Annotated in this window: 24 protein-coding genes; 21 read left to right on the top strand and 3 right to left on the bottom strand. The window is 60.7% G+C overall.

The window, feature by feature from the left end:
• Window positions 1-61: 61 nt before the first annotated feature.
• Window positions 62-1,006, bottom strand: coding sequence for a DNA-methyltransferase (locus tag J2741_RS05955; protein ID WP_209674083.1), 945 nt, complete (start codon window positions 1,004-1,006; stop codon window positions 62-64).
• A gap of 136 nt (window positions 1,007-1,142) precedes the next feature.
• Here J2741_RS05955 and J2741_RS05950 point away from each other — a divergent pair, with 136 nt between their 5' ends.
• The 13 genes from J2741_RS05950 to J2741_RS05890 all read left to right on the top strand — a co-directional run bounded on the left by J2741_RS05950 (window position 1,143) and on the right by J2741_RS05890 (window position 16,332).
• Complete coding sequence (locus J2741_RS05950) at window positions 1,143-1,874, top strand: ABC transporter ATP-binding protein (RefSeq protein WP_209674082.1); 732 nt, start codon at window positions 1,143-1,145, stop codon at window positions 1,872-1,874.
• The gene (locus J2741_RS05945) at window positions 1,859-2,977 is read left to right on the top strand and encodes a SufB/SufD family protein (RefSeq protein WP_209674081.1); all 1,119 of its coding nucleotides are present in this window, start codon (window positions 1,859-1,861) and stop codon (window positions 2,975-2,977) included. Before J2741_RS05950 ends, J2741_RS05945 begins: the two co-directional genes overlap by 16 nt.
• A gap of 64 nt (window positions 2,978-3,041) precedes the next feature.
• Entirely contained in the window at window positions 3,042-3,692 is a 651-nt protein-coding gene (locus J2741_RS05940) for a protein-L-isoaspartate(D-aspartate) O-methyltransferase (protein ID WP_209674080.1), read from the top strand.
• Window positions 3,689-4,306, top strand: coding sequence for a cyclase family protein (locus J2741_RS05935; protein ID WP_209674079.1), 618 nt, complete (start codon window positions 3,689-3,691; stop codon window positions 4,304-4,306). Before J2741_RS05940 ends, J2741_RS05935 begins: the two co-directional genes overlap by 4 nt.
• Before the next feature lie 22 nt (window positions 4,307-4,328).
• Window positions 4,329-4,937, top strand: a complete 609-nt coding sequence (locus J2741_RS05930) for a hypothetical protein (protein WP_209674078.1) — start codon at window positions 4,329-4,331, stop codon at window positions 4,935-4,937.
• Window positions 4,938-4,968: 31 nt separating this feature from the next.
• Window positions 4,969-6,237: a phosphopentomutase/phosphoglucosamine mutase gene (locus tag J2741_RS05925; protein ID WP_209674077.1), complete on the top strand. Its 1,269-nt coding sequence runs from the start codon at window positions 4,969-4,971 to the stop codon at window positions 6,235-6,237.
• A 3-nt stretch (window positions 6,238-6,240) separates the two neighbouring features.
• Window positions 6,241-7,440, top strand: coding sequence for a bifunctional sugar-1-phosphate nucleotidylyltransferase/acetyltransferase (gene glmU, locus J2741_RS05920; RefSeq protein ID WP_209674076.1), 1,200 nt, complete (start codon window positions 6,241-6,243; stop codon window positions 7,438-7,440).
• A gap of 6 nt (window positions 7,441-7,446) precedes the next feature.
• A complete protein-coding gene (locus tag J2741_RS05915) occupies window positions 7,447-8,604 on the top strand; it encodes a sugar phosphate nucleotidyltransferase (RefSeq protein WP_209674075.1) in 1,158 nt (385 codons plus the stop codon).
• Between the two features lies 1 nt (window position 8,605).
• Window positions 8,606-10,345 (top strand): glutamine--fructose-6-phosphate transaminase (isomerizing), encoded by a 1,740-nt coding sequence (glmS, locus tag J2741_RS05910; protein ID WP_209674074.1) that lies wholly within the window; start codon window positions 8,606-8,608, stop codon window positions 10,343-10,345.
• Between the two features lie 14 nt (window positions 10,346-10,359).
• Window positions 10,360-11,571 (top strand): glycosyltransferase, encoded by a 1,212-nt coding sequence (locus J2741_RS05905; RefSeq protein WP_245249632.1) that lies wholly within the window; start codon window positions 10,360-10,362, stop codon window positions 11,569-11,571.
• Window positions 11,568-12,653 carry a glycosyltransferase gene (locus J2741_RS13105; protein WP_209674073.1) on the top strand — a complete coding sequence of 362 codons (1,086 nt, stop codon included), beginning with the start codon at window positions 11,568-11,570 and terminating at the stop codon, window positions 12,651-12,653. The genes J2741_RS05905 and J2741_RS13105 overlap by 4 nt, the downstream gene beginning before the upstream one ends.
• A 97-nt stretch (window positions 12,654-12,750) precedes the next feature.
• Complete coding sequence (locus J2741_RS05895) at window positions 12,751-15,354, top strand: oligosaccharyl transferase, archaeosortase A system-associated (protein WP_209674072.1); 2,604 nt, start codon at window positions 12,751-12,753, stop codon at window positions 15,352-15,354.
• Window positions 15,355-16,332 (top strand): histone deacetylase family protein, encoded by a 978-nt coding sequence (locus J2741_RS05890; RefSeq protein WP_209674071.1) that lies wholly within the window; start codon window positions 15,355-15,357, stop codon window positions 16,330-16,332.
• An 8-nt stretch (window positions 16,333-16,340) separates the two neighbouring features.
• On the opposite strand, the gene J2741_RS05885 is transcribed toward J2741_RS05890, so the two are convergent.
• Window positions 16,341-17,513: a YcaO-like family protein gene (locus J2741_RS05885; RefSeq protein ID WP_209674070.1), complete on the bottom strand. Its 1,173-nt coding sequence runs from the start codon at window positions 17,511-17,513 to the stop codon at window positions 16,341-16,343.
• A 55-nt stretch (window positions 17,514-17,568) separates the two neighbouring features.
• Here J2741_RS05885 and J2741_RS05880 point away from each other — a divergent pair, with 55 nt between their 5' ends.
• Window positions 17,569-17,862: a DUF2098 domain-containing protein gene (locus J2741_RS05880; protein ID WP_209674069.1), complete on the top strand. Its 294-nt coding sequence runs from the start codon at window positions 17,569-17,571 to the stop codon at window positions 17,860-17,862.
• Here J2741_RS05880 and nikR read toward each other — a convergent pair.
• Window positions 17,859-18,281: a nickel-responsive transcriptional regulator NikR gene (gene nikR, locus J2741_RS05875; protein ID WP_209675545.1), complete on the bottom strand. Its 423-nt coding sequence runs from the start codon at window positions 18,279-18,281 to the stop codon at window positions 17,859-17,861. The genes J2741_RS05880 and nikR overlap by 4 nt on opposite strands.
• A gap of 227 nt (window positions 18,282-18,508) precedes the next feature.
• On the opposite strand from nikR, the gene J2741_RS05870 reads away from it, so the two are divergent.
• The 7 genes from J2741_RS05870 to J2741_RS05840 all read left to right on the top strand — a co-directional run bounded on the left by J2741_RS05870 (window position 18,509) and on the right by J2741_RS05840 (window position 21,961).
• Window positions 18,509-19,744 carry a translation initiation factor IF-2 subunit gamma gene (locus J2741_RS05870; protein ID WP_209674068.1) on the top strand — a complete coding sequence of 412 codons (1,236 nt, stop codon included), beginning with the start codon at window positions 18,509-18,511 and terminating at the stop codon, window positions 19,742-19,744.
• A complete protein-coding gene (locus J2741_RS05865) occupies window positions 19,744-20,118 on the top strand; it encodes a type II toxin-antitoxin system VapC family toxin (RefSeq protein ID WP_342452239.1) in 375 nt (124 codons plus the stop codon). The genes J2741_RS05870 and J2741_RS05865 overlap by 1 nt, the downstream gene beginning before the upstream one ends.
• Before the next feature lie 7 nt (window positions 20,119-20,125).
• Window positions 20,126-20,719, top strand: a complete 594-nt coding sequence (locus J2741_RS05860; protein ID WP_209674066.1) for a DNA-directed RNA polymerase — start codon at window positions 20,126-20,128, stop codon at window positions 20,717-20,719.
• On the top strand, window positions 20,706-20,909 hold the full coding sequence (gene spt4 / locus J2741_RS05855; protein WP_209674065.1) for a transcription elongation factor subunit Spt4: 204 nt from the start codon (window positions 20,706-20,708) through the stop codon (window positions 20,907-20,909). Before J2741_RS05860 ends, spt4 begins: the two co-directional genes overlap by 14 nt.
• Window positions 20,910-21,404, top strand: coding sequence for a GTP-dependent dephospho-CoA kinase family protein (locus J2741_RS05850; protein WP_209674064.1), 495 nt, complete (start codon window positions 20,910-20,912; stop codon window positions 21,402-21,404).
• A gap of 75 nt (window positions 21,405-21,479) precedes the next feature.
• On the top strand, window positions 21,480-21,779 hold the full coding sequence (locus J2741_RS05845) for a 30S ribosomal protein S24e (RefSeq protein ID WP_209674063.1): 300 nt from the start codon (window positions 21,480-21,482) through the stop codon (window positions 21,777-21,779).
• Entirely contained in the window at window positions 21,779-21,961 is a 183-nt protein-coding gene (locus J2741_RS05840) for a 30S ribosomal protein S27ae (protein WP_209674062.1), read from the top strand. Before J2741_RS05845 ends, J2741_RS05840 begins: the two co-directional genes overlap by 1 nt.
• Window positions 21,962-21,963: the final 2 nt, after the last annotated feature.

Here is a 21,963-nt window from a genome sequence, read left to right as displayed (position 1 = left end):
GTGAAAAATCAGGGGGTGGAAAGAATACCAGACGGGAATTATTCCCGGGGACCGGGACTGATCAGGCCTGTCCGGATCCAGGGCCTTCGCCCCAGGTGATCAGTTCCGGGGCCGGCATCGGCAGGGGGGAATCCCCGGGAGGCTGCACCCCCTCCATCCGGTGCATCGCGGTCCGGCAGTAGGCGAGCGACGTGTCAATCCCGATGAACCTCCTCCCGAGTTTCCACGCCGCAAGACTGGTCGTTCCGGCGCCGTTGAACGGGTCGACGATCACGTCCCCCCGGTAGGTGAACAGCTTCAGGAGCCTGCGGGGGAGTTCCTCGGGGAACATCGCCGGGTGTCCGTACTCCTTCATCCGGAGTTCGGGGGGGAACGTCCACTTCCCGTAGACCCATTCCTTGAACTCCAGGTCGGTGATATCGATCCGGGCCCGCTCTCCGGACTTCTTATGGCTTATCTTGTCGAAGACCTCGATAAACTCCCAGGTATATTTCAGGTAGGGCATGGATGGGGAACACCAGCTCCCCCAGGCGGTGTATTTCGCGTTGTAGTTGTTCTTCTCCCAGAGTATCTCCGCCTTCCAGAGCATCCCGAGCTCCTGCAGCTGCCCGGAGATGACGTGGTGGGTGGGGATGTAATCGGAGAAGAGCGGCTGTACATTGACTGCGATCCGCCCCCCGGGCTTGGTCACCCGGACGCACTCCGCCCAGATGCCGCGGAGCCTCTCGAAATAGTCGTTCCAGTCCCGCGTGTCGCCCTCGGGGTCCTGGGCATAGGCATGGCCGAAGTTGTAGGGCGGCGAGGTGATCACCATGTCCACGCTTTCATCCGGGAGCGAAGAGAGGACATCCCGGGCGTCACCGCAGATGATCCGGTTCACCAGGGGAAGTATCCCCGGGGAGTCCGGGACGGCGTACGCGGACCGTGCCTCCCTGGTCCCCTTCCGTATCCGGGCCTTTCCCGGTTTGTCCGTCACCTTTACCGGCCTGGCGGTTCCGGATGCCATCAATCAGGAATGATATTCCCGCGAGCGGATATGTTTTGCCCTCGTTACCGATGAGGGCCTGCCCCTGCGGCCCCCGAAACGTTTGACAAAAACCAGTTTTATCACTCTTGAGCTCCGATGTACTTGCGCGATTTGCATGCTGGACATCGAGGATCTGCATGTGGAGATCGGGGGCAGGGAAGTGCTCCACGATATCAATCTCCACATCGGCGAGGGGGAGACCCATGTGCTCATGGGACCCAACGGTTCAGGCAAGACAACCCTGCTCCGTACCATCATGGGATTTTCCGGCCTCACGATAACCGAGGGGAAGATACTTTTCAGGGGAAAGGACGTGACACGGCTCCCGATCCACGAGCGGGCGGTGATGGGGATGGGAATGCTCTACCAGCGCCCACCCACCATTGCAGGGCTCAAGCTGGGCAAGCTGCTTGAAGTGACCTCGAAGGGAGCCTCGGACAGGGTGGAAGATCTCGCGAAATACCTCAATATGGACTCGTTCCTCGGCCGGGCCATCAACGAGGGCTTTTCCGGCGGCGAGATTAAGCGGAGCGAGGTGCTCCAGCTGATGGTGCAGAACCCGGACTTCGTGATGCTCGACGAGCCCGAGAGCGGGGTCGACCTGGAAAACATCACCCTGATCGGGAGTGCCATCGCGAAGCTCCTGGAAAAGGACGTCCATATCGTCAACCGGAAGAAGAGCGGGCTGGTGATCACCCACACCGGGTACATCCTCGACTACCTCGATGCGGACTTCGGGCACGTGATGTGCGACGGTGTCTTCCGGTGCCACGGGAACCCGAGGGAGATATTGAAAGTGATCAAGACCTCGGGATACAAGGAGTGCATTGCATGCCAGAAGATATAGAGCGGATGAATGACCTCTCCCCGGAGGACCGGGAACGGCTCGCACTCACCGGGCTCGAGGTGGAGATGAAGAACCGGTCGGGGAGTTTCTTCCAGATCGACCAGGAGATCAAACAGGTGGCCTCGACGGAAAAGGGGGTGGAGGTTCTCACCATCAAGGAGGCCCTCGAAAAGTACGAGTGGCTTCGGGACTACTCCTGGAATGCGGTCCCGCGGGACAAGGACCAGTATACCCGGTACGTCGCCGGTCAGGAGCACGACCCCAAGGGCTTTGCAATTATCGCCCGGAAAGGGAGTAAAACCGTATACCCGCTCCAGGCATGTCTCTTTCTTGCAGGTGCCCCGGTCCAGCACGTGCACAACATCGTGGTCGCGGAGGAGGGAGCGGAACTCCATATCATCTCGGGATGCGCAAGCGCGAGCCATACCCAGGCAGGTTCGCACCTCGGGGTCACTGAGTTCTATATCGGCAAGGGAGCGCGGGTCACCTCGACCATGATTCATTACTGGGGCGAGGAGATCAGCGTATTCCCCCGGAGCGCCGCGATTGTCGAGGAAGACGGGGTGTTCATCTCGAACTACGTCTGCATGCAGCCGGTAAGGAAGATCCAGATGGCCCCCCTGGCGACCCTGAAGGGGAAGAACTCGGTCGCCCGTTTCAGCAGCATCGTGGTGGGCTTGCCAGGGTCGCACCTCGACCTGGGATCGGTGGTGGTACTCGGCGCCCCCGGTGCCAGTGCCGAACTGATCACCCGGGCGATCACTACCGGGGGGCACATCATCTCCCGGGGGATGATCCACGGCAAGACGAAGGACACCAGGGGACATATCGAGTGCAAGGGCCTGATCCTCAAGGACGGGACCATCCACGCGATCCCCGAGATACAGGGGGACGTGGTGGACACCGAGCTCTCCCACGAGGCGGCGGTGGGGAAGATCGCCAGGGACGAGATCGAGTACCTCATGTCGAGGGGGCTCTCAGAGGAAGTCGCCACTTCCACCATCATCCGGGGATTCCTCGACGTGAAGATCGCGGGCCTCCCCGAAGTCCTCCAGACGCAGATCGACTCGGCCATCGACGCCGCGGAAAAGAGCGGGTTCTGACCCCCGCTCCTGGCGGATCGTTTTTAAGCGTGGAGCACCAGATGGTGCACGCAAAGGTACTCCGATGAATGAGGATTCCCGGAAACCGGAACGGATCCGGATGGTGGACTACCAGATCGCAGCACGGGGAGTCCGCGACGAGCGGGTGCTCACCGTCATGAGGGAGCTTCCGCGACATCTCTTCGTCCCCGAGCCGTACCGTGCGGCGGCGTACCAGGACTCGCCCCTCCCCATCGGGCAGGGCCAGACGATTTCGCAGCCTTATATCGTCGCCCGGATGACGGAACTCCTGGAGATATCGCCGGAAGACCGGGTACTCGAGATCGGGACGGGGTCAGGCTACCAGGCAGCGATCCTCGGTAGACTCGCCCGCGAAGTGGTCACGATCGAGCGGATCCCCGAAGTCGCGGACCAGGCAAAAAAAAACCTGGAGCACCTGGGAATTTTGAATGTTCAGGTGGAGGTCACCGACGGGACCGAGGGGTACCCGTTGGGGGCGCCGTACAACGCCATACTGGTCACGGCGTCCACCCCCGAGGTCCCCCGGCCGCTGATGGATCAGCTCGCGGATGGAGGACGGCTTGTGGCCCCGGTGGGGTCCCGCGACCTCCAGGATCTGGTGAGGCTGATCCGTAAGGGAGAACAGTTCACCCGCGAATCACATGGTGGAGTGGTATTCGTTCCCCTCCTTGGAAAATACGGCTGGAAATTATGAGCGTAAAATGGTTCGATGCCACCAGGGACCTGGCTCCCGGGGTGGTGGTCTATCCGGGAGATTTTATCCCCCGGTTCTGCCAGGAAGACCGGGGCAGGTACCTGCTCTCGGAATTGTGCATGAGCTCGCATTCGGGGACCCACATCGACGCACCCTCTCACTACCTCAAGGACGAGCGCTCGGTGGAGAAGATCCCCCCCGGCCAGCTCATAGGGAAATGCAGAGTCCTGGACATGAGGGACTCAGGAAGCGAGATCGGGGCCCGGGACCTCGAGGGGCGGATCGAAGGGGCGGAGAGGGTCCTGCTGAAGACGGAGTTCTCCGGTAAGAAGGAATTCTCATCGGATTATCCCGCGCTCACCCCGGAGGCCGCCCGGATGATCACAGGAAACGGGGTGGTCATGGTCGGGATCGACAGCCCTTCGATCGAATCATTCTCAGGTACCGGCGAGGTGCACCTCGAGCTCCTGTCGCATGGCGTGGTGGTGGTCGAGCTCCTGGACCTTGACGCGGTCCCCGAGGGGGATTACACTGTCGCCGCCCTGCCCCTGAAACTCTCCGGGCTCGATGGGGCTCCCTGCAGGGTCATGCTATGGAAGGACGAGGGAGAATAACGGGATACGGGAGGGTGAAGAGATGGATCTGCTGGTCGATGCGGTAAAAAAACTCGAAGAAACGGCGAAGGGTTCGGGGTGCGAGGACGGGACGGTAGTGCTCCGGGTGGATCCCGAACGGAAGTACTGCCAGTACGAACGCGGAGCCTGCATGGAGGCGGTATTTGCCGGGCGGGCGGCGGAGTTCGTCACCGACAACCCCACCCGGGCGACCACGAGGGCGGGGTTCATGTTCGGCGCGGCACTCGAAAAACCCGCCCAGCGTGCGGCGGCAGCGGCGATTACGAACGCCCTGGCGGGGTTTTTCTGTATATCGCGGGTGATGCGTTCCTGCGACCCGGATTGTCACGCCCGTTGCCTCGCCGGGCTCAGGGAGGAGATCGGTGCATCCTCCGTCTTCGTACTGGGTGATTGCGGGGTGCTTTCCGGCGAGCACGAAAGACACAGAATACGACACGCCGGCGATGCGGACAGAGTTCTGGTCACCGGCGAAGGAATGATCGCCCCGGGGGCGGGCGACCTTCTGGAAGCCTCCGGGAATACCGGACGGGTCCTCTTTCTCGGCCCCTCAACGGCGGGAGTCGCCGCACTCGAGAATATCCCCCACTGGTGCCCCTTCGGGCAGCGATAGTTCTTTTTCTCTCCCCTTCCACTAATTCCACATGCTTTTCGGTTCTTCGGGGATCCGGAGGCGCTACGACGGTGACCTGGTCACCCTGGCCCTCCGGGTGGGGAGGGTTCTCGGGGAGGGGGGCGCGGCAGTGGCGCTCGGCAGGGATACCCGTGCAACCGGCCCGCTTCTCGCAAATGCGCTTGTTTCAGGGATTCTCGCGGCGGGGGGGACGGTCCATTCCTGCGGGATCGTTCCCACTCCGGCGGTGGCGTTTTGTGCGCGGGACCTTGATACCGGCTGCATGGTCACCGCATCCCATAACCCCGAGCAGGACAACGGCATCAAACTCTTCAACCCTGACGGGTCCTCGTTCTCGACCGACCGGCAGGACCTCCTGGAACAGAAACTCACCGGAGAATCCTACGCCGGGTGGAAAGAACAGGGCCGCCTCCTTCCCCGCGATGCACGCACACCTTATTCGCGAGCGGTCATCGCGGGACGACACGTCCCGGACGGACAGAAGATGGTGCTCGACTGTGGGAACGGGGCAGGATGCACGGTCTCTCCCGCTCTCCTCTCCGCCCTCGGAGTGCGGGCGGAGTGCGTCAACTGTAACCCTCAGGGCCGGTTCGGGAGACCTTCCGAACCGCTGGAGGAACACCTCCTCCATATCCCCCCGCTCGTCAGAAACAGCGGCGCGGCAGGAGCCGTGGTGCACGACGGCGATGCGGACCGGATGATGGCGTTCGATGCCCGGGGCAGGTATATCACCGGTGACCGGATGCTCATTCTTTTTGCTCGGTACCTGGATGCAAAGAGGGTGGTGACCACCGTGGACGCGTCCATGGCGGTGGAGGAGGTCGCCGAGGTGAGGAGGACCCCGGTGGGAGATAGTTATGTCTCCCGGGAGCTGCGGAGCTTCGGGGACTTCGGCGGTGAGCCGTCGGGAGCATGGATATTCCCCCGGCACTCCCTCTGCCCGGACGGGCCGTATGCAGCCGCTCTTTTCTGCGAGATGGCCGGAGAGTGGGATATCGCGGCCGAACTCGATGATATCCCGGGATACCCGATGATCAGGGAATCGGTCCGGGTCGAGCGCCCCCGTGAGGTTCTTTCCCTCATGGGAGCTACGAACCCGACCGACGGGATCAGGGTGCAGGGCGAGGACGGGTGGTTCCTCGTCCGGGCCTCGGGCACCGAGCAGAAGGTCAGGATCACCGCCGAGGGAAAGACCATGGAGCGGGCGAAATTCTACATGGAGAAGGGCAGGGCGCTCCTTCGCGAGGGAAAACTGCATTTAGGCGGGAGGAAAGAGTAGAGTATGCAATGCGTGATCCTGGCGGCAGGCGAGGGGAAAAGGATGCGCCCCCTCACCGCACACCGCCCCAAGGTGATGCTCCCTATCGGCAACCGTCCCATGCTTGCTCACCTTGTCGATGCGGTGGTCGCCGCGGGGGTATCCGAACTGGTCATGGTGGTGGGCTACGAAGAACAGTCGATCCGGTCGTGGTTCGGGGACGGCAAGGACCGGGGCATCTCCATCAGGTACGTCAGCCAGCGGCGGCAAAAGGGGACTGCAGATGCGCTGAACACCGCAAAGGACCTCGTTTCTGACCGTTTCCTGATGCTCAACGGCGACATGATCCTCTCCGCGGACGATATCGCCGCACTCATGGCCCGGGACGCCCCCGCCATGGGAGTCTCGACCACCGACCGGCCCGAGGATTACGGGGTGGTGACCATGAAAGGAGACAGGATCACCGGCCTTGAGGAGAAGTCGAGGGAACCCCGGGGGAACATGATCAACGCGGGTGCGTACCTTTTCGATCGGGAGATCTTTCCGCTGCTGGAGAAAGTCCGGCATTCCTCCCGGGGGGAACTGGAGCTCACCGACGCGCTCGGGCACTATATCGGGGAAGGCACGCTGACGGGGCACCACCTCCACACCTGGAGGGACCTCGGGCACCCCTGGGACCTTCTGGCGGCGAACGAGTCCTACCTTTCAGGATTACCGGCCGGGAACAAGGGGACGATAGAGGAAGGGGTATACCTGTCCGGGCCGGTCCAGGTGGGCGAGGGAACGGTAATCCGGTCGGGGACCTATATCGAGGGCCCCTGCCTGATCGGGAAGAACTGCCGTATCGGCCCCCATGCGTACCTGCGGGGGGCAACCGCCATCGGGGACGGGTGCCACGTCGGTCACGCGGTGGAGCTGAAGAACTCGATCCTCCTGGAGAACACGAAAGTCCCCCACTTCAATTATATCGGCGACAGCGTGATCGGGAGCGGCTGCAATTTCGGGGCGGGGACCAAGGTTGCGAACCTCCGGCACGATCACAACCCGGTGAAAGCGGGAGGGATCTCCACGGGCCGGGTAAAGATGGGGGCCATCATCGGTGACGGGGTGAAATTCGGGATTAACTGTTCCGTGAACCCGGGGGCGGTGATCGGGAGCGGCGTCTCGGTCGCTCCCCATACCCTGGTCGAGGGAACGGTCGAAAACAACACGCGAGTGAGGTAGGTAAGGATGCAGGCGGTAATACTTGCGGCGGGAGAGGGGAAGAGGGTGAGGCCGCTCACCAGGAACAGGCCGAAGGCATTGATCCCGGTGGCCAATGCGCCTATCCTCGATTACCCTGTCCACGCACTTCTGGAGAGCGGGATCCGTGACATCATCGTGGTGGTGGGGTACCGGCAGGAACACGTGCTCCGGCACCTGAACAGGATGGAGCTCCCGGTCAAGGTGGTGATCCAGCACAAGCAGCTGGGAACGGCGGATGCGCTGAAGTGTGCAGCGGAACTCATAAACGAGGACTTTCTCGTGCTTCCGGGGGATAATTACATCGACGGGACCTCGATCCGGAGGGTCGCAGGGGAGGTCAACGCGATGCTGGTCAAACAGCATCCTTACCCCTCGAACTTCGGGGTGGTTTCGATGCAGGACGGGACCATCACCGGGATCACGGAAAAACCTGAAAAAACCGAGAGTTTTACCATATCGACCGGGATTGCATCGCTGACGCCTGATTTCCTCGATTATATATGTACCAATGACCTTACCGACGCCTACAACGAGATGATCCGGCAGGGGGGCACCCTCCGTGCGGTCCCCGCGGATGACTGGCAGGACGCGGTGTATCCCTGGGACCTGCTCCACATGAACAGGAGGCTGCTGGAGACGATCCCGGGAAGTATCGCCGGAACGGTGGGCAGGGACGCGGTGATCGGCGGCCTGGTCCGGGTGGAAAAAGGGACGACCATCGGCTCCCATACTGTGATACAGGGGCCGGTGATAATCGGAGAGGAGTGCGAGATAGGGCCGCACTGCTGTATCATGCCCGGAACCAGCATCGGCGACCGGGTGGTCGTAGAGCCCTTCACCGTAGTGTCCAACTCGATCCTGATGAAGGATGTCACGACGGGCTCCCATTCCCGTATCGACGGAGCGGTAGTGGGAGAGAGGAGCATCCTCGGGAGCCATACCACGGTGCTCCCTTCCCCCACCCTCCTGGAGATCGAGCGGGCTCTGATGAAAGTCAATTTCGGGGCGGTCATCGGCGACCAGGTCACGGCCGGCCCCTTCACCGTCTTCGAGGGAGCGATCGTGGGGAACAACGTCCGGATAAACGGCAATGTCCGTGTTCGCGGACTCTCTGCAGCGGTTGATTCGGCACTGGTGATCTGAAGTGTGCGGGATTATCGGTTATTCCGGGATATCGAGCGCGGCACCGGTGCTGATCGACGGGCTAAAGAAACTGGAATACCGGGGGTACGACTCGTTCGGGATCGCTACGATCGGGGACAGGATCGAAGTCTTCAAGAAGCAGGGCCGTATCTCCACGGGGGTCGCGGGGGCCAGGACCCTCCCGGGGACCACCGGTATCGGGCATACCCGTTGGGCCACTCACGGGGTCCCGGATGACAAAAACGCACATCCCCACGTCGACTGCACCGGGACCATCGCCATCGTGCACAACGGGATCATCGAGAATTACCACGAGCTCCGGAAACAGTTGGTCGCGCGAGGACACCGCTTTTCATCCGATACCGATACCGAGGTGATAGTCCACCTCCTTGAGGAGGAATACCACGGGGACCTCCTGGAGGCGTTTAAATGCGCGATCCCCCACCTCCACGGATCGTACGCCCTGCTGGCGATCGCAGAAGGGGACGAACGGATCGTGGCGGCCCGGCAGAACAGCCCGCTCGTCGTCGGAATCGCAGATCAGGCCGTCTATGCGGCATCGGATATGACTCCCCTTCTCCAGTACACCCAGAACGTGGTCTACCTGCAGGACGGCGATCTCGCCACCCTCTCCCCCGGGCAGCTCCTGGTGTGGAACAACGGGGTTCCTGCATGCAGACCGATTGAAAAGATCGAATGGACTGTGGAACAGGTGAAGAAGGGGGGATTTGCCCACTACATGCAGAAGGAGATTTTCGAGCAGCCCGAGGTGTTTTCAGATACCATCCGGACGCTCCGGCGGGAGGAGATCCCGTCCCGCATCCTCCGCGAGAAGGCGGTCACCCTCGTCGCCTGCGGCACGTCCTACCACGCGGGCATGGTGTTCAAGTACCTCGCCGAGGAGCGGTGCGGGATCCCGGTGAGGATCGAGATCGCGTCGGAGTTCAAGTATTACCCCTCTCCGACCCGCGACCTGGTGATCGGAATCACCCAGTCGGGGGAGACCGCGGACACGCTCGCGGCCCTGAAACAGGCGCGGGCCTACCAGAGCCCGACCCTGGCCGTAACCAACGTGCTCGGCAGCACGATCACCCGGACCGCAGACCATACCCTCTACATGGGAGCCGGGCCGGAGATAAGCGTCGCGGCGACGAAATCATTCATTGCCGAACTGGCGGTCCTGCTTCACCTTGTGGACGCGATAAGCAGGGGAGAGCTCACAAAGAGCCTCGACGGAGTGAACCGGGCGATGGAGCAGGTGCTCCTCTCGAGTATGGACCGGGCAGTCGACCTCTGCTCCGAAGCCGCACACATATTCTTCGTAGGGCGCGGGCCGTTTTATCCTGTGGCGCTTGAGGGGGCGCTGAAGATGAAGGAAATATCCTACATCCATGCCGAAGGCTATGCCGCCGGTGAGATAAAGCACGGACCTTTTGCGCTCCTCTCCCCGAGAACCCCCGCGGTAGGGCTCTGTTTTCCCGGAGAGACCTACCCGGTCATGGTCTCCAATCTCAAGGAGATGAAGGCACGGGGAGTTCCCCTGATTGTACTCGGCCAGGAGGGGGATCTCGACCTGGAGGAGTTTGCCGACGTGTTCATTCCCCTGCCCGAGGGAGATTCGGTCCAGCATATCTTCGGTGCGACGGTAGCGCTGCAACTGCTCGCCTACCATACGGCCGTCAGACTGAAGCGGGAGATCGACACCCCCCGGAACCTCGCGAAAAGCGTCACGGTGGAATAGAGAGCGTGGTGGCCATGGTCCAGAACCAGGGAGAATCCGGAGGTAAAAGGATGATAATGATGGCGATCCTCGGACCTTCTCCCCGGTTTCTATCCGGGATCAGTTACTTCACCATGCGCCTGTCAAATGCCCTCGCGCCCGGCAACCGGGTTACCGCGGTCCTGTTCAGAAACATGCTCCCCACCAGGCTCTTTCCCGGCTGGCGCCGGGTGGGAAGCGAGATTACCGAGCTCGAGTTCGACTCCGGGGTGAGGGTTGAGGAGATCCTTGACTGGTACAACCCTCTCACCTGGGCAAAGGCGTACCGGACGCTCCGGCGGCAGCAGGTGATCGTCCTGGAGTGGTGGACCTCGAGCGTCGCTCACATGTATCTCGCCCTCTGTTTGATGAACCGGAGGAAGGTCCCGGTAGTGATAGAGTTCCACGAGGTCGTCGACCCCCTGGAGCAGTCGATCCTGCCGATCCGGTACTATGCCCGGCTCATGGGCACCCTGATCCGCCGCCGGGCCGTACGATACGTCGTCCATTCGGATGCGGACAGATCCCTCATAACAACGCATTACCGGATCCCGGAGGAGGAGGTTACTATAATCCCTCACGGACTTTACGACCAGTATAAAGTATTCGGGAAAAGCGAGGCCCGGGAACATCTCGGTTTTGCAGAGAAGAACATCATCCTTTTCTTCGGCCTGCTTCGTCCCTACAAAGGTGTCCCCACGCTGATTCACGCGTTTGAAGAACTCCCCGGGTCGCTCCGCAGCGAATCGAGACTGGTGATCGCGGGAGAGGCGTGGGAAGACCAGGAATCCGTCCGGCTGGCCCGAAGTTCCGCATATGCAGGGCAGATCACGGTGATCGACCGCTACGTGGAGGACCGGGAGATCTCGCTCCTCTTCTCGGCCTCGGATCTCCTGGTGATCCCCTATACCCGGGCATCCCAGAGCGGTGTGGCACATATCGCCATGGCGTACGGACTTCCTGTTGTGGCGTCGGAGGTCGGTGGCCTCGTCGAAAGTCTGGGGGGGTACCAGGGGACGACTTTCACCCGGCCGGGAGACACCCGGGGGGTCGTCGAAGGGATCACGAAGGTCCTGAAGGAGAAGAAGAACTACCCGGTCCCCGAAGAGTTGCGGTGGGACCGGGTCGCCGAACGGTGGGAGGAGTTGTGCGGCGACCTTGTAAAGGAAGACGGCCCCGGGACGTCGCAGGGAGGTGACCGCTCGTGAAGATCGGGATCCTGACCGGGAGCGGGTTCGAATTTATCGGCGGGGCCGAACGCCTGATCCTTGACCTGGCGGAAGCGCTCTCGGGGGAGGTCGTGGCACCGTCCGTTGACCCGGGGGTAATCGGGGCGTACGGGCGGGCTGGCGGGGCGAGCGTCAGGGCCCTGGGGAGAGCCCTGCCCGCCGAACCGTTCCGGCAGCCGGCCGGGATGAGGCTTTTCTCGGGAGCGGACCTTGACCGGGATTATGATTTCCTGGTGTGCATCGACGACATGGCCGTTCGTGCGGTCCGCCATGGTGCTCCCCACCTCTACTACATGCTTACCCCCCGGCGGGCGATGTATGACATGTACTATCATTATCTCGCATCGGTCTCTCCCCTCCTGAGACCGGCGTACCGGGCGGGCCTGAACGTGATGAAATACCTGGACCGCCGTTTCGTGAACCACCATGTTAAGGAGCTCGCCTGCATCTCGCACAACGTCCGGAACCGTATCTTCAAGGCGTACCTCCGGGACGCCCGGGTCCTCTACCCGCCGGTGAGGACTTCCCTCTACCGGAACAGGGAGCCGGAACCCTTCTGGCTGTCGGTGGGAAGGGTGGACAAGTGGAAGCGGATCGAGCTGCAGATCGAGGCGTTCAGGCAGATCCCTGAGCGCCAGCTCCGCGTGGTAGGCCAGGTCTACCCGGGCTACCGCGACCTGGTGACCAATTCCCCTCCGAACGTGGAATTCCTGGGGAATGTGAAAGAAGACGAGTTGCGGGACCTCTATTCGAGATGCGAGGGTTTTGTCACCACGGCGATCGACGAGGACTTCGGGTACACCCCCGTCGAGGCCATGGCCTCGGGAAAACCGGTGGTCGCTACCAAGGAAGGCGGGTACCTGGAAACGGTGATCGACGGTGAGACCGGGATCCTGGTCGGCCCGGATCCGGATGAGATCGAGAAGGCGGTGCGAAAAATTTCAGCCGATCCGGTGTCCTTTGCCGACAGGTCCCTGCAAAGGGCGAAAAGATTCGATTATGATCTCTTCGCCCGGCAGGCCCGGATGATGGTCGAGGAATCTGCCCGGAGATCTTCCTGAACGGGGGCGGGCCCCCGGCGAATGGGACGGACAAAACAAATATCTTGCATCGTTAGGAGATAATAGCTGTATTCTCTAAAATTACAAGGATGATGGCATGATAGCACTTCCCGAAAATAAGACCCGACTGCTCCTGGTGACAGGGCTCCTCGTCATTTTTATCATAATGGTGCTCTGGATCCGGCTGCTCCCGGCAGAACTCCTCGGGGTCACCGACCCGCTCAACCTTGCGGGAAGCGACGACCCCCTCTATAACCTGCGCCAGATCGAGCAGATGCTTGCGAACTTCCCGGGCTACGCCTGGTTCGACCCCATGACCCTCTATCCTGTGGGCCAGACGATCCACTGGGGTCCGATGTTTATCTGGATCTGCAGCGCCGCCTGCATCCTCGCCGGGGCAACCACCCGGCCCGAGATCATCTCGGTCGCGCTCACCATCCCCCCCATCATGGCAGCCGCAATGGTCCCGGTTTCCTTCTTCCTGGTCAGGAAGCTCATGGACTGGAAAGCAGGCCTCGCCGCCGCATTTATGATTTCCCTGGTATCGGGCCAGTATTTTTACCGGTCGCTCTTCGGGTACCTGGACCACCACATCGCGGAAGTGCTCTTCTCCACCATATTCATTCTTGTCTATATCTATGCCATCGCCAGGTCCAGGGGCCATGTGATCGACCCCCGGAACCCGGAGACCCTGAAGCAACCCGCCATCCTGGCGGTCATCGCAGGGTTCGCCTACCTGGTGGGGTTCCTCGTGATGCCCACCATGATCCTGTTCGCCATGATTATCGCCATCTACACGCTCGTGCAGTTCATATGGGACCATTACCGCAGGATAGATTCCTTCTACCTGGTAGTGCTCAACGTGATCCTTTTTGCGGTGGTCACTGTGGCCTTCTTCCTCTTCTGGCCGGGTACCCCGGGGATGCAGTTTAATTTCTACACCATCGCACACCCCGTGGCGTTCATCCTGGTCATGGTGAGCACGGTCATCCTCTGGCTCATCTCCCGGGCAATGAAGGATAAAAACCTTCACTATTACCCGGCGGTGATCGCGGGCATTATCATCGCGGCGCTCGCGATCCTTTTCGTGGCGGCTCCCGACCTGTATTTCAGCCTGGTAGGTGGTCTCGTGGAGTTCTTCGGCCAGAACGCCCTCTACCTCACCATCCAGGAGGCACGTTCCTGGACGCTCGCCGAGGCCTGGACCACTTTCAACTACGGGCTGATCCTGATGGCAGGCGGGTTTGCGACCCTCTGCTGGATGCTCTGGAAGGAAAAACGGGGAGAACACCTGCTCATCCTTATCTGGTCCCTGATCATCGTATTCTCGACCTGGCAGCATATCCGGTACGAATACTACTTCGCGGTCCCGCTCGCGGTTCTCGGGGGGCTTTTCGTCGGGCTTGCCATCAATAAGTCGGAACCAGGTATCCGGGCGCTGGTGAAAGGCGGTATCCCCGCCAAGACTCCGGCACCCGAGGCCGCCTCATCCGGGAAGGGAAAGGGCAAGGGCCAGAAGAAGGCGGCTGAAAAACCGGAGAAGAAAGCCGCAAAACCATCGTCAAAGGACGTGAATCCACTCTATATAGGACTTCTCGCCGTGGTAATAGTCCTGTTGGCCCTTTTCGCTGTGTCATCGTTCGGGTTCGAGTACCAGGTAGCAGGGTCCGGGGGGATCAGGATGAACCAGGACTGGAAGGAGTCCCTGCAGTGGATGGGGGAGAACACCCCGGCGACCGGGGTGGATTACTATACCATCTACGATAAGGCCTCCTTCACCTACCCGCCCCAGTCGTACGGGGTCATGAGCTGGTGGGACTATGGGCACATGATCACCTATATCGCCATGCGCATCCCGAACGCGAACCCGTTCCAGGCCGGAGTGGCAGGGGAGTACGGAGCGGCGAGTTTCTTCATCACCGAATCCGAACAGGAAGTGAACCGGATCGCGGATCACCAGGGGACCCGGTACGTAATCACGGACATCGAGATGGACATCCAGAAATTCTGGGCAATGGCCACCTGGTACAATACCTCGGCCGGGGTCGCCCCCTACCAGACCAGCATGCTGGTCCCCGACAGCCAGGGCGGCACCTATTCCGCATTCGCGCTTTATGAGGCGCCTTACTTCAGGACCATGATCTCCCGGCTCCACAACTTCGACGGCTCGATGGTGGTCCCGGGGAACGCGTACTACGTGGAGTACCGTGACGCCGCATCGGCCGGGGCACCCATTCCGGTCGCCACCAATGCCCAGCTGATGCCCGTTGCGGATGCGTACGCCATGGCGGACCAGTATAACAGCCAGGCGGCGCCGGGTACCCATGCCGGGGTGTACGCAGTCTCCATCCTCCAGCCGCTCGACCCGATCCCCGCGCTCCGGCACTACCGGCTGGTCCATGAATCGCCGAGCAACGTGGTCTCGGACGGGAGTGCGGATATAAAATACGTCAAGGTATTCGAGTATGTGCCCGGGGCGCGGATCAAGGGAGAGGGGGTTATCGAGGTCGACCTGGTCACCGATACGGGGAGGCAGTTCACCTACCGCCAGGCCAGCACGGACGGGGAGTTCGTGGTCCCCTACTCAACCACCGGGAATCCCTACGGGGTAAGAGCCACCGGAAGCTACCGCATCGCGGGGACGGGTACGCGGTTCGAGGTCCCGGAAGAGGCGGTAATGCAGGGGCTTACCGTCAATTAAATGGCATTTCCCTGTGTGGCGATCTCCGGGGAGGTCTTTACCCGGCACGATATGGACCTCCACCGGGAGACCTCCGCACGCCTGAAACGGGCGCTCTCAGGGGTTCCCCCTGGAATCCGCCTCCTGGACCCCGAACCGGCCTCGCAGGCCGACCTTGAACGTGTCCATACCCCGCGGCATATCCGGATGATCTCCGATCTCTCTTCACTCGGGGACCGGCGGTATATCGATATGGACACCTATGTCACCGCCGATTCTTTCCACGTAGCCTCAATGGCCGCAGGTTCCGCTATCCTCGCGGCGAAGAGAGCGCTCGAGGGCACGCACGCGTTCGCCCTTGTCAGGCCCCCGGGGCATCACGCGGAGCCGGATCGGGCCATGGGCTTCTGCCTCTTCAACAACGCGGCCGTAGCCGCTGCCTGGGCGCTCGAAGAAGTGGACCGGGTCGCGGTGGTGGACTGGGATCTCCATCACGGCAACGGCACCCAGAAGATATTCTACGACAGCGACAGGGTTTTATTCTGCTCGGTGCACCAGGGAAACCTTTTCCCCCGTACCGGATGGATAGATGAGATCGGCGTGGGAAGGGGGAAGGGGTTCACCCTGAATGCTCCGATACGGGAAGGCGCTTCGCTCCCCGATTACCGATCGGTAATGGAGGATGCGTTTGCGAACGCAATAACGAAATTCCGCCCCGACCTGCTCATCGTCTCGGCCGGCGAGGACCCCCTTTGGGACGACCCCGACGGGGGAATGACCCTGATCCCCCCGGACTTCGGGGTGATGACCCGGGTCCTGATGGAGGCGGTCGACGCTCCTCTCGCCCTGGTACTCGAGGGTGGATACGGACCATCGATCGGACCTGCGGTGAACGAGATCTTTGCCGCGCTCGGGGGACGACCCGTGCCGGACAATGGAGGAACCGCCAGGGAAAGCACCCTGCGGATAGTATCCCAGTTAAAAAAGATGATGTTCTGAACAGGGACTTATCCGTGACGCCGGATCCTTTCCTTGTTCCTGCACGAGACCTCGAAACCCGGTATTACGCCCCTGACCACTGGAATTGCGGTCCTGGTGAGATCCGCTACCAGCACACGTTCGGCCTGCTGCCGCAACTCGCCGAGGACCAGTTTCAGATCCCCGTCGATCGAGGGAGTGGACATGTCGGGGAGCGAACCAAGCGCCACGGTGTCCCGGTCGGCAAGGTACCACTGCCGGTTAATCCGTTTCATCCTTTCGTATCCGGTCCTTTCGAGGAAGGCGGTCCGCTCGGGGTTCTCGAACTCCCCTCCGAGCCTGACGCATCTTCGCTGGGCGACCTCGGAGAGCGCTCTCATGGTTGCAAACGCCGGGTCGGGGTGTGCGGCCGAACCCACCACCAGGAGTCCGGGGTCCTCCAGCCGGCGATCGTCGGCGGCCGCGACCACGGTGGGGATACGTGTTCGCCCGGGAAGGATCCAGAGGTGTATATCGATATCCTGGCGGGTGAACCGGGAGAGCAACTCCTCTGCGGCGGAACCTTCGGCATCGAGCATGAGTCCGGGTTCCCTCCCCCTCTCCGCTCGGGACAGGGCGTCCGCCTCGATAACCTCGAGAAGCGAGTAGAGGATCGCTTCATCGCGGACCATACCTGCTGCGAGGCCGAGGGTATCCGAGGAGAAGAGCTGTGTTGCAATCCCCCGGGAATCATAGGGGCAGAATACTGCATTGCCCGGGATGAACACCCTGCTCCCGTCGAGGAGATCATCGGCTTCGAGCCAGTGGAGCTCCTCGCCGAGGGAGAGCGGGCGGGGGAGGATCAGCGTTTCCGGGTCGAGTGCCCGGTGGATGCCGAGGGTCTCGTACGCTGCAAGTTCGAGCGGATCGCCCCGTAACTCTGCGGAAAAACGCTCGACCACGCCCATTATCGCGGCGATCCGGGCATGTTTTTCGTCCGGGGCCGCGCCCAGGAGGAACGGGAACCCGCTTCTCGTCACTCTCTTCCGGTAGGCTGCCATACAGGGGATCCCGACCCTGTCGAACCCGGTAAGGTCGCGGATCTTGAGGACTCCGATCTCGTCCGATATGGGTTCGAGCATTGCCAGGGTGTCGTCCGGATCGACAGCCCTATGGTATTCGGGATCGTCCTTGCCGGTGAGCGAACGCGGCGGTGTCGTCATCGATGTACTATTGGGATAAAAATACCTTTATAGTTTTTAGAAAACCCCCCTATGTATGAATGCCGGGAGCGTCGAAGTCGGGATGAAGGTCCGGTACACCCGGACGGGCACCACGGGCAGGGTGATCGCACTGCAGGAGAATGAAGGAGAGACTTTCGCGGAACTGGACAGCACGCACCTCTTTTACCGGGTCGACCAGCTCGTCCCGGCCGATAAGGCGGGAAAAGCCCGGGAAGCGAACGAGAAGGGGAACCTGGAAAAAATAAAGGAGGAACGGGAGTATTATTCGGGTACCGCCTTCCAGGAGGCGGTATCCCATTCCGATCAAAGCTGCGAAGGCGGAGGTTAATCGGTCACCGGGATGGTGGTCAGTTTCACCGATTCCACCCCTTTCTGGGACATGAGCCGTTCGGCAAGATTTTTCAGCTGCGACCCGTCGCCCCTCACCAGGATCACCTCAAGGCACCGGTCGTGCGTCACGTGGGAGTGAAGCGACGCCTGGATGATCTCCATGAACTCGTGCTGGATGTCTGTGAGCGTGGTGAGAAGCCCGCGTTGCTCATGGTCGTAGATCATGGTGATCACCCCGTGACGTTCGCCTTTCACGTCGGACATCCACTTGTAATAGGTGATGTAGTTCCGGATCGCGTCCCTGATTCCTTCGGACCGGGATGAATACCCTCTCATATTGATAATGTCATCGAATTTATCGAGGAGATTTTTGGGAAGGGAGATCCCTATCCGGGAGAGTTCGTTATCGATGGTCATGGATACCCCGTCAATGTGATCTCTCTTCGCCATTCCTTTATAATGTTTCTAAATTTCGACCAAGGGAGTAATACTTGGTGTTACAGGGGCGGGGGTTGGGGCATCTCCCCGCCCGTTCCGGATCCGGGCCTAACGGGGGATAATTATGAGAAAGGATGGTTCCTGCCGATCTTTGCGAGTATGTATAAGTAGGATGGGTATATAGTATTAAGGAGGTTCGATCGTATTTGCGGGATGTTACAATACCAAGTGTCAACATAGGTGTGGTCGGCCATGTAGACCACGGGAAAACGACCCTGGTCTATGGACTGACCGGATCCTGGACCGACAGGCATAGCGAGGAGATCAAGCGGGGGATCTCCATCCGACTGGGGTACGCGGATGCCGTCTTCTACAAGTGCGAGGGGTGCGAAGGGGCCGATGCCTATACCCCGAAGCCCGCCTGCGACCAGTGCGGCGAGAAAGCCGTCCCGTTCCGTTCGGTCTCTTTCGTGGATGCACCGGGTCACGAGACGCTCATGGCGACCATGCTCTCGGGTTCGGCGCTGATGGACGGCGCCATGCTCGTGATCGCCGCGAATGAGCCGTGTCCCCAGCCCCAGACGAAGGAGCACCTCATGGCCCTCGAACTGGTGGGGATCAAAAATATCGTGATCGTCCAGAACAAGATAGACGTGGTCTCCCAGAAGGATGCGGTCAAGCATTACGAGCAGATCCGCCAGTTCATCAAGGGAACGGTCGCCGAGAACGCCCCTATAATACCGGTCTCCGCCCAGAAGAACATCAATATGGGTGCCCTCATAGAGGCGCTCAACGAGGCGATCCCCGAGCCGGACCGCGACCCCTCTGCGGACCCCCTCATGCTGATCGCGAGGTCGTTCGATATCAATAAACCGGGGAGCAGCTGGAAGGATGTGAAGGGCGGAGTTGTCGGCGGCTCGTTGATCCGCGGTGTCTTAAAAGAGGGAGATGATATCGAGATACGGCCGGGACGGCAGATCCAGGCCGAAAACCGTACCAGGTGGGAACCAATCACCACCAAGATCACCACCATCAATGCGGGGTCGAGAAAGGTGATGGAAGCCACGCCCGGGGGCCTTATGGCCATCGGCACCAAGCTCGATCCCGCGCTCACCAAGAGCGATGCCCTTGCCGGCCAGGTAGCCGGACATGTCGGGGCCCTTCCCCCGGTCTGGGACAAGCTGAAATTCCGTGTGACACTGATGGAACGGGTCGTGGGTGCCACCAGCGAACAGAACATCGAGCCGGTGAAACATCACGAGCCGCTGATGCTCTCGGTGGGGACCGCGGTCACCGTCGGCGTGGTCACCAACACCAAGAAGGAACTCGTGGAAGTGGTCCTGAAACGGCCGGTCTGTGCCGAGCTAGGCGCACGGATCGCGATCAGCCGCCAGTTGGGAGCACGATGGCGCCTGATAGGAATGGGAGTCCTGACAGAGTAGTGATCCTCCTCGATACCAATGCGCTCCTGATCCCGGCCAGGTTCAGGATCGATATCTTTGAGGCGCTGAGAAACCTTATCGGGGCGTATGAACCATTGATACTGAAAGAGGTACGGGCAGAGCTGGAAGGGCTTGCCCGGGGGCGGGGGAAGGATGCTCGCGCAGCCCGCTATGGACTGATGCTCGCAGAACAATGTACGGTGGTTGAGGCAGATGGCGAAGGCTCCGTGGATGACAGGATCGTGTCCTATGCAAAGGCGCACCGCTGCATGGTTTTCTCCGACGACCGGGCACTGAGGAACAGGCTTCTTGACCTTCAAATCCCCGTAATATCCCTTATAGGAAAGCAAAAACTGGATATCATAAGAAGATAGGTGGGTTATGTATTACCGGATGCAACTGGCGGACAAGGTGAGGGTTCCACCCCACCGCCTGGGGGAAGAGCTCTCCCGGGTCATTCTCGACGTGCTTCAGGAACAGCTTGAGGCAAGTATTGACAAGGAGATCGGCATATTCATCGCCATTACCAAGGTGCTGGATATCGGGGAAGGGGAGATCGTCCCCGGCGACGGTGCAGTGTATTACGACGTGGAATTCGAGGCGGTGGTGCTCCGGCTCACCCTGCAGGAGATCGTGGAAGGGCTGACCGTCGAGACCACCAGTTTCGGGGCATTCATCAGCCTGGGGCCCATCGATGCCATGCTCCACGTGAGCCAGATCTCTGACGAGTACATCAACTACGACGAGAAGAACTCCCGTCTGATCTGCCAGGAATCGAAGAGGTTCATTGGAGTCGGCGACCCGGTGAGAGCCAGGGTCGTCACCCTCTCCCTGAACGAACGTGAGCCGAGGGACAGCAAGATAGGGCTTACTATGCGCCAGTCCGGGCTCGGGACGCTGCGGTGGCTGGAAGAGGACCTCGCGAAGGAGAAGGACAAGGAGAAGGAGAAAGGAGGAGAGCGTGGCGGCCATTAAGAAGAAACAGGTATCTGTCTGCCGTGAGTGTCACCGGGTAGTGGACGGAGAGAGCTGTGTGATCTGCGGGACCACCAACCTCTCCACCGACTGGGCGGGCTACCTGGTGATAATCGACCCTGCGCACTCCGACGTGGCGAAAAAAATGAATATCAAGCTTCCCGGAAGATACGCGCTGAAGGTCCGCTGAATGCTCCGCCTCCCCCCGGGACAACGTTCTTTTTTCAAGGCTCCCTTCGGGGTCCTGTTTTTTTCTCTTGACGAAGGAATTCCGACCCTCGCCGGGAAACGGGTATACTCTGTCGGTGACGTGGTCACAGCCCGGCTGATAGATCGGAATATCATGCCGGATGTCGCGATCATCGACGGTCATTCCATGCGCACGCCATGCAACCGCTCCCCCGCGGTCTTCCCCCGGTGTATCCGGGTGAAAAACCCTCCGGGGACCATCACCGACGAGTTGATCGAAGCCCTCGACCTTGCGCTCGCCGACCCTCCCACCCTGATTTACGTGGACGGCGAGGAAGACCTCGCGGTGATCCCCCTGGTCATTGCGGCGGACGAGGGCGGGGTCGTGCTCTACGGCCAGCCGGGGGAAGGAGTCGTGTTCAGGGAAGTGGACGGTACGGCGAAGGAGAAGGCAAAAGAGATGCTCGCGCTCTTTGATCGGATCGACGAGTCGTGACCCCCGTCCCGCGCAGCCCGGGATGGATAACGCTAGGGTATAAATAAATGCACCACGAATAATAAGAGGATATCGATGGAATTTGAGGTTACCAGGGATACCAGAAATGCGCTCCTGAAGCGGAGAGAAGTCGATTTTGAACTCCGTTTCGAAGGGCCCACTCCTTCAAGGATGCAGGTTACCGGAAAACTTGCGGCAATGATGAACGTCGCCGAGAACACGGTCGTGCTTGATACCATGAAGACCCGGTTCGGGGTCATGGAGCTCTCGGGCTCAGCCAGGATCTACGACAGTGAAGAGGAACGGAACAAGGTCGAGCGTGGCTATCTCCTCACCCGCGGAGTCCCGAAGGCGAAGGAAGAAGAGGGTGCATAATGGCGGCAGCCAAGAAAGCGAAGACCCGGTCTGTGGCCCGGAGTTCCTATTACAAAAAGGAAGGCGATAAGGTCGTCCTGGAAAAGAGATTCTGCCCCCGGTGCGGGCCCGGAGTGATCCTCGCGGAGCACAAGGACCGTGTCGCCTGCGGCAGGTGCGGCTATACCGAATTCAAAAAATAAGA

It is taken from the genome of Methanolinea mesophila, from assembly GCF_017873855.1.
Taxonomy (GTDB): Archaea; Halobacteriota; Methanomicrobia; order Methanomicrobiales; family Methanospirillaceae; genus Methanolinea_B; species Methanolinea_B mesophila.
The sequence above is the reverse complement of the archived record's forward strand: the minus strand, read 5'-3'. Positions and strand labels throughout refer to the sequence as shown.

Coding starts and splice junctions, on each gene's coding strand:
- J2741_RS05955 (WP_209674083.1), bottom strand. CDS start 1,006: ATGGCATCCGGAACCGCCAGGCCGGTAAAGGTGACGGACAAACCGGGA.
- J2741_RS05950 (WP_209674082.1), top strand. CDS start 1,143: ATGCTGGACATCGAGGATCTGCATGTGGAGATCGGGGGCAGGGAAGTG.
- J2741_RS05945 (WP_209674081.1), top strand. CDS start 1,859: ATGCCAGAAGATATAGAGCGGATGAATGACCTCTCCCCGGAGGACCGG.
- J2741_RS05940 (WP_209674080.1), top strand. CDS start 3,042: ATGAATGAGGATTCCCGGAAACCGGAACGGATCCGGATGGTGGACTAC.
- J2741_RS05935 (WP_209674079.1), top strand. CDS start 3,689: ATGAGCGTAAAATGGTTCGATGCCACCAGGGACCTGGCTCCCGGGGTG.
- J2741_RS05930 (WP_209674078.1), top strand. CDS start 4,329: ATGGATCTGCTGGTCGATGCGGTAAAAAAACTCGAAGAAACGGCGAAG.
- J2741_RS05925 (WP_209674077.1), top strand. CDS start 4,969: ATGCTTTTCGGTTCTTCGGGGATCCGGAGGCGCTACGACGGTGACCTG.
- glmU (WP_209674076.1), top strand. CDS start 6,241: ATGCAATGCGTGATCCTGGCGGCAGGCGAGGGGAAAAGGATGCGCCCC.
- J2741_RS05915 (WP_209674075.1), top strand. CDS start 7,447: ATGCAGGCGGTAATACTTGCGGCGGGAGAGGGGAAGAGGGTGAGGCCG.
- J2741_RS05905 (WP_245249632.1), top strand. CDS start 10,360: ATGGTCCAGAACCAGGGAGAATCCGGAGGTAAAAGGATGATAATGATG.
- J2741_RS05895 (WP_209674072.1), top strand. CDS start 12,751: ATGATAGCACTTCCCGAAAATAAGACCCGACTGCTCCTGGTGACAGGG.
- J2741_RS05890 (WP_209674071.1), top strand. CDS start 15,355: ATGGCATTTCCCTGTGTGGCGATCTCCGGGGAGGTCTTTACCCGGCAC.
- J2741_RS05885 (WP_209674070.1), bottom strand. CDS start 17,513: ATGACGACACCGCCGCGTTCGCTCACCGGCAAGGACGATCCCGAATAC.
- J2741_RS05880 (WP_209674069.1), top strand. CDS start 17,569: ATGAATGCCGGGAGCGTCGAAGTCGGGATGAAGGTCCGGTACACCCGG.
- nikR (WP_209675545.1), bottom strand. CDS start 18,281: ATGACCATCGATAACGAACTCTCCCGGATAGGGATCTCCCTTCCCAAA.
- J2741_RS05860 (WP_209674066.1), top strand. CDS start 20,126: ATGTATTACCGGATGCAACTGGCGGACAAGGTGAGGGTTCCACCCCAC.
- J2741_RS05850 (WP_209674064.1), top strand. CDS start 20,910: ATGCTCCGCCTCCCCCCGGGACAACGTTCTTTTTTCAAGGCTCCCTTC.
- J2741_RS05845 (WP_209674063.1), top strand. CDS start 21,480: ATGGAATTTGAGGTTACCAGGGATACCAGAAATGCGCTCCTGAAGCGG.
- J2741_RS05840 (WP_209674062.1), top strand. CDS start 21,779: ATGGCGGCAGCCAAGAAAGCGAAGACCCGGTCTGTGGCCCGGAGTTCC.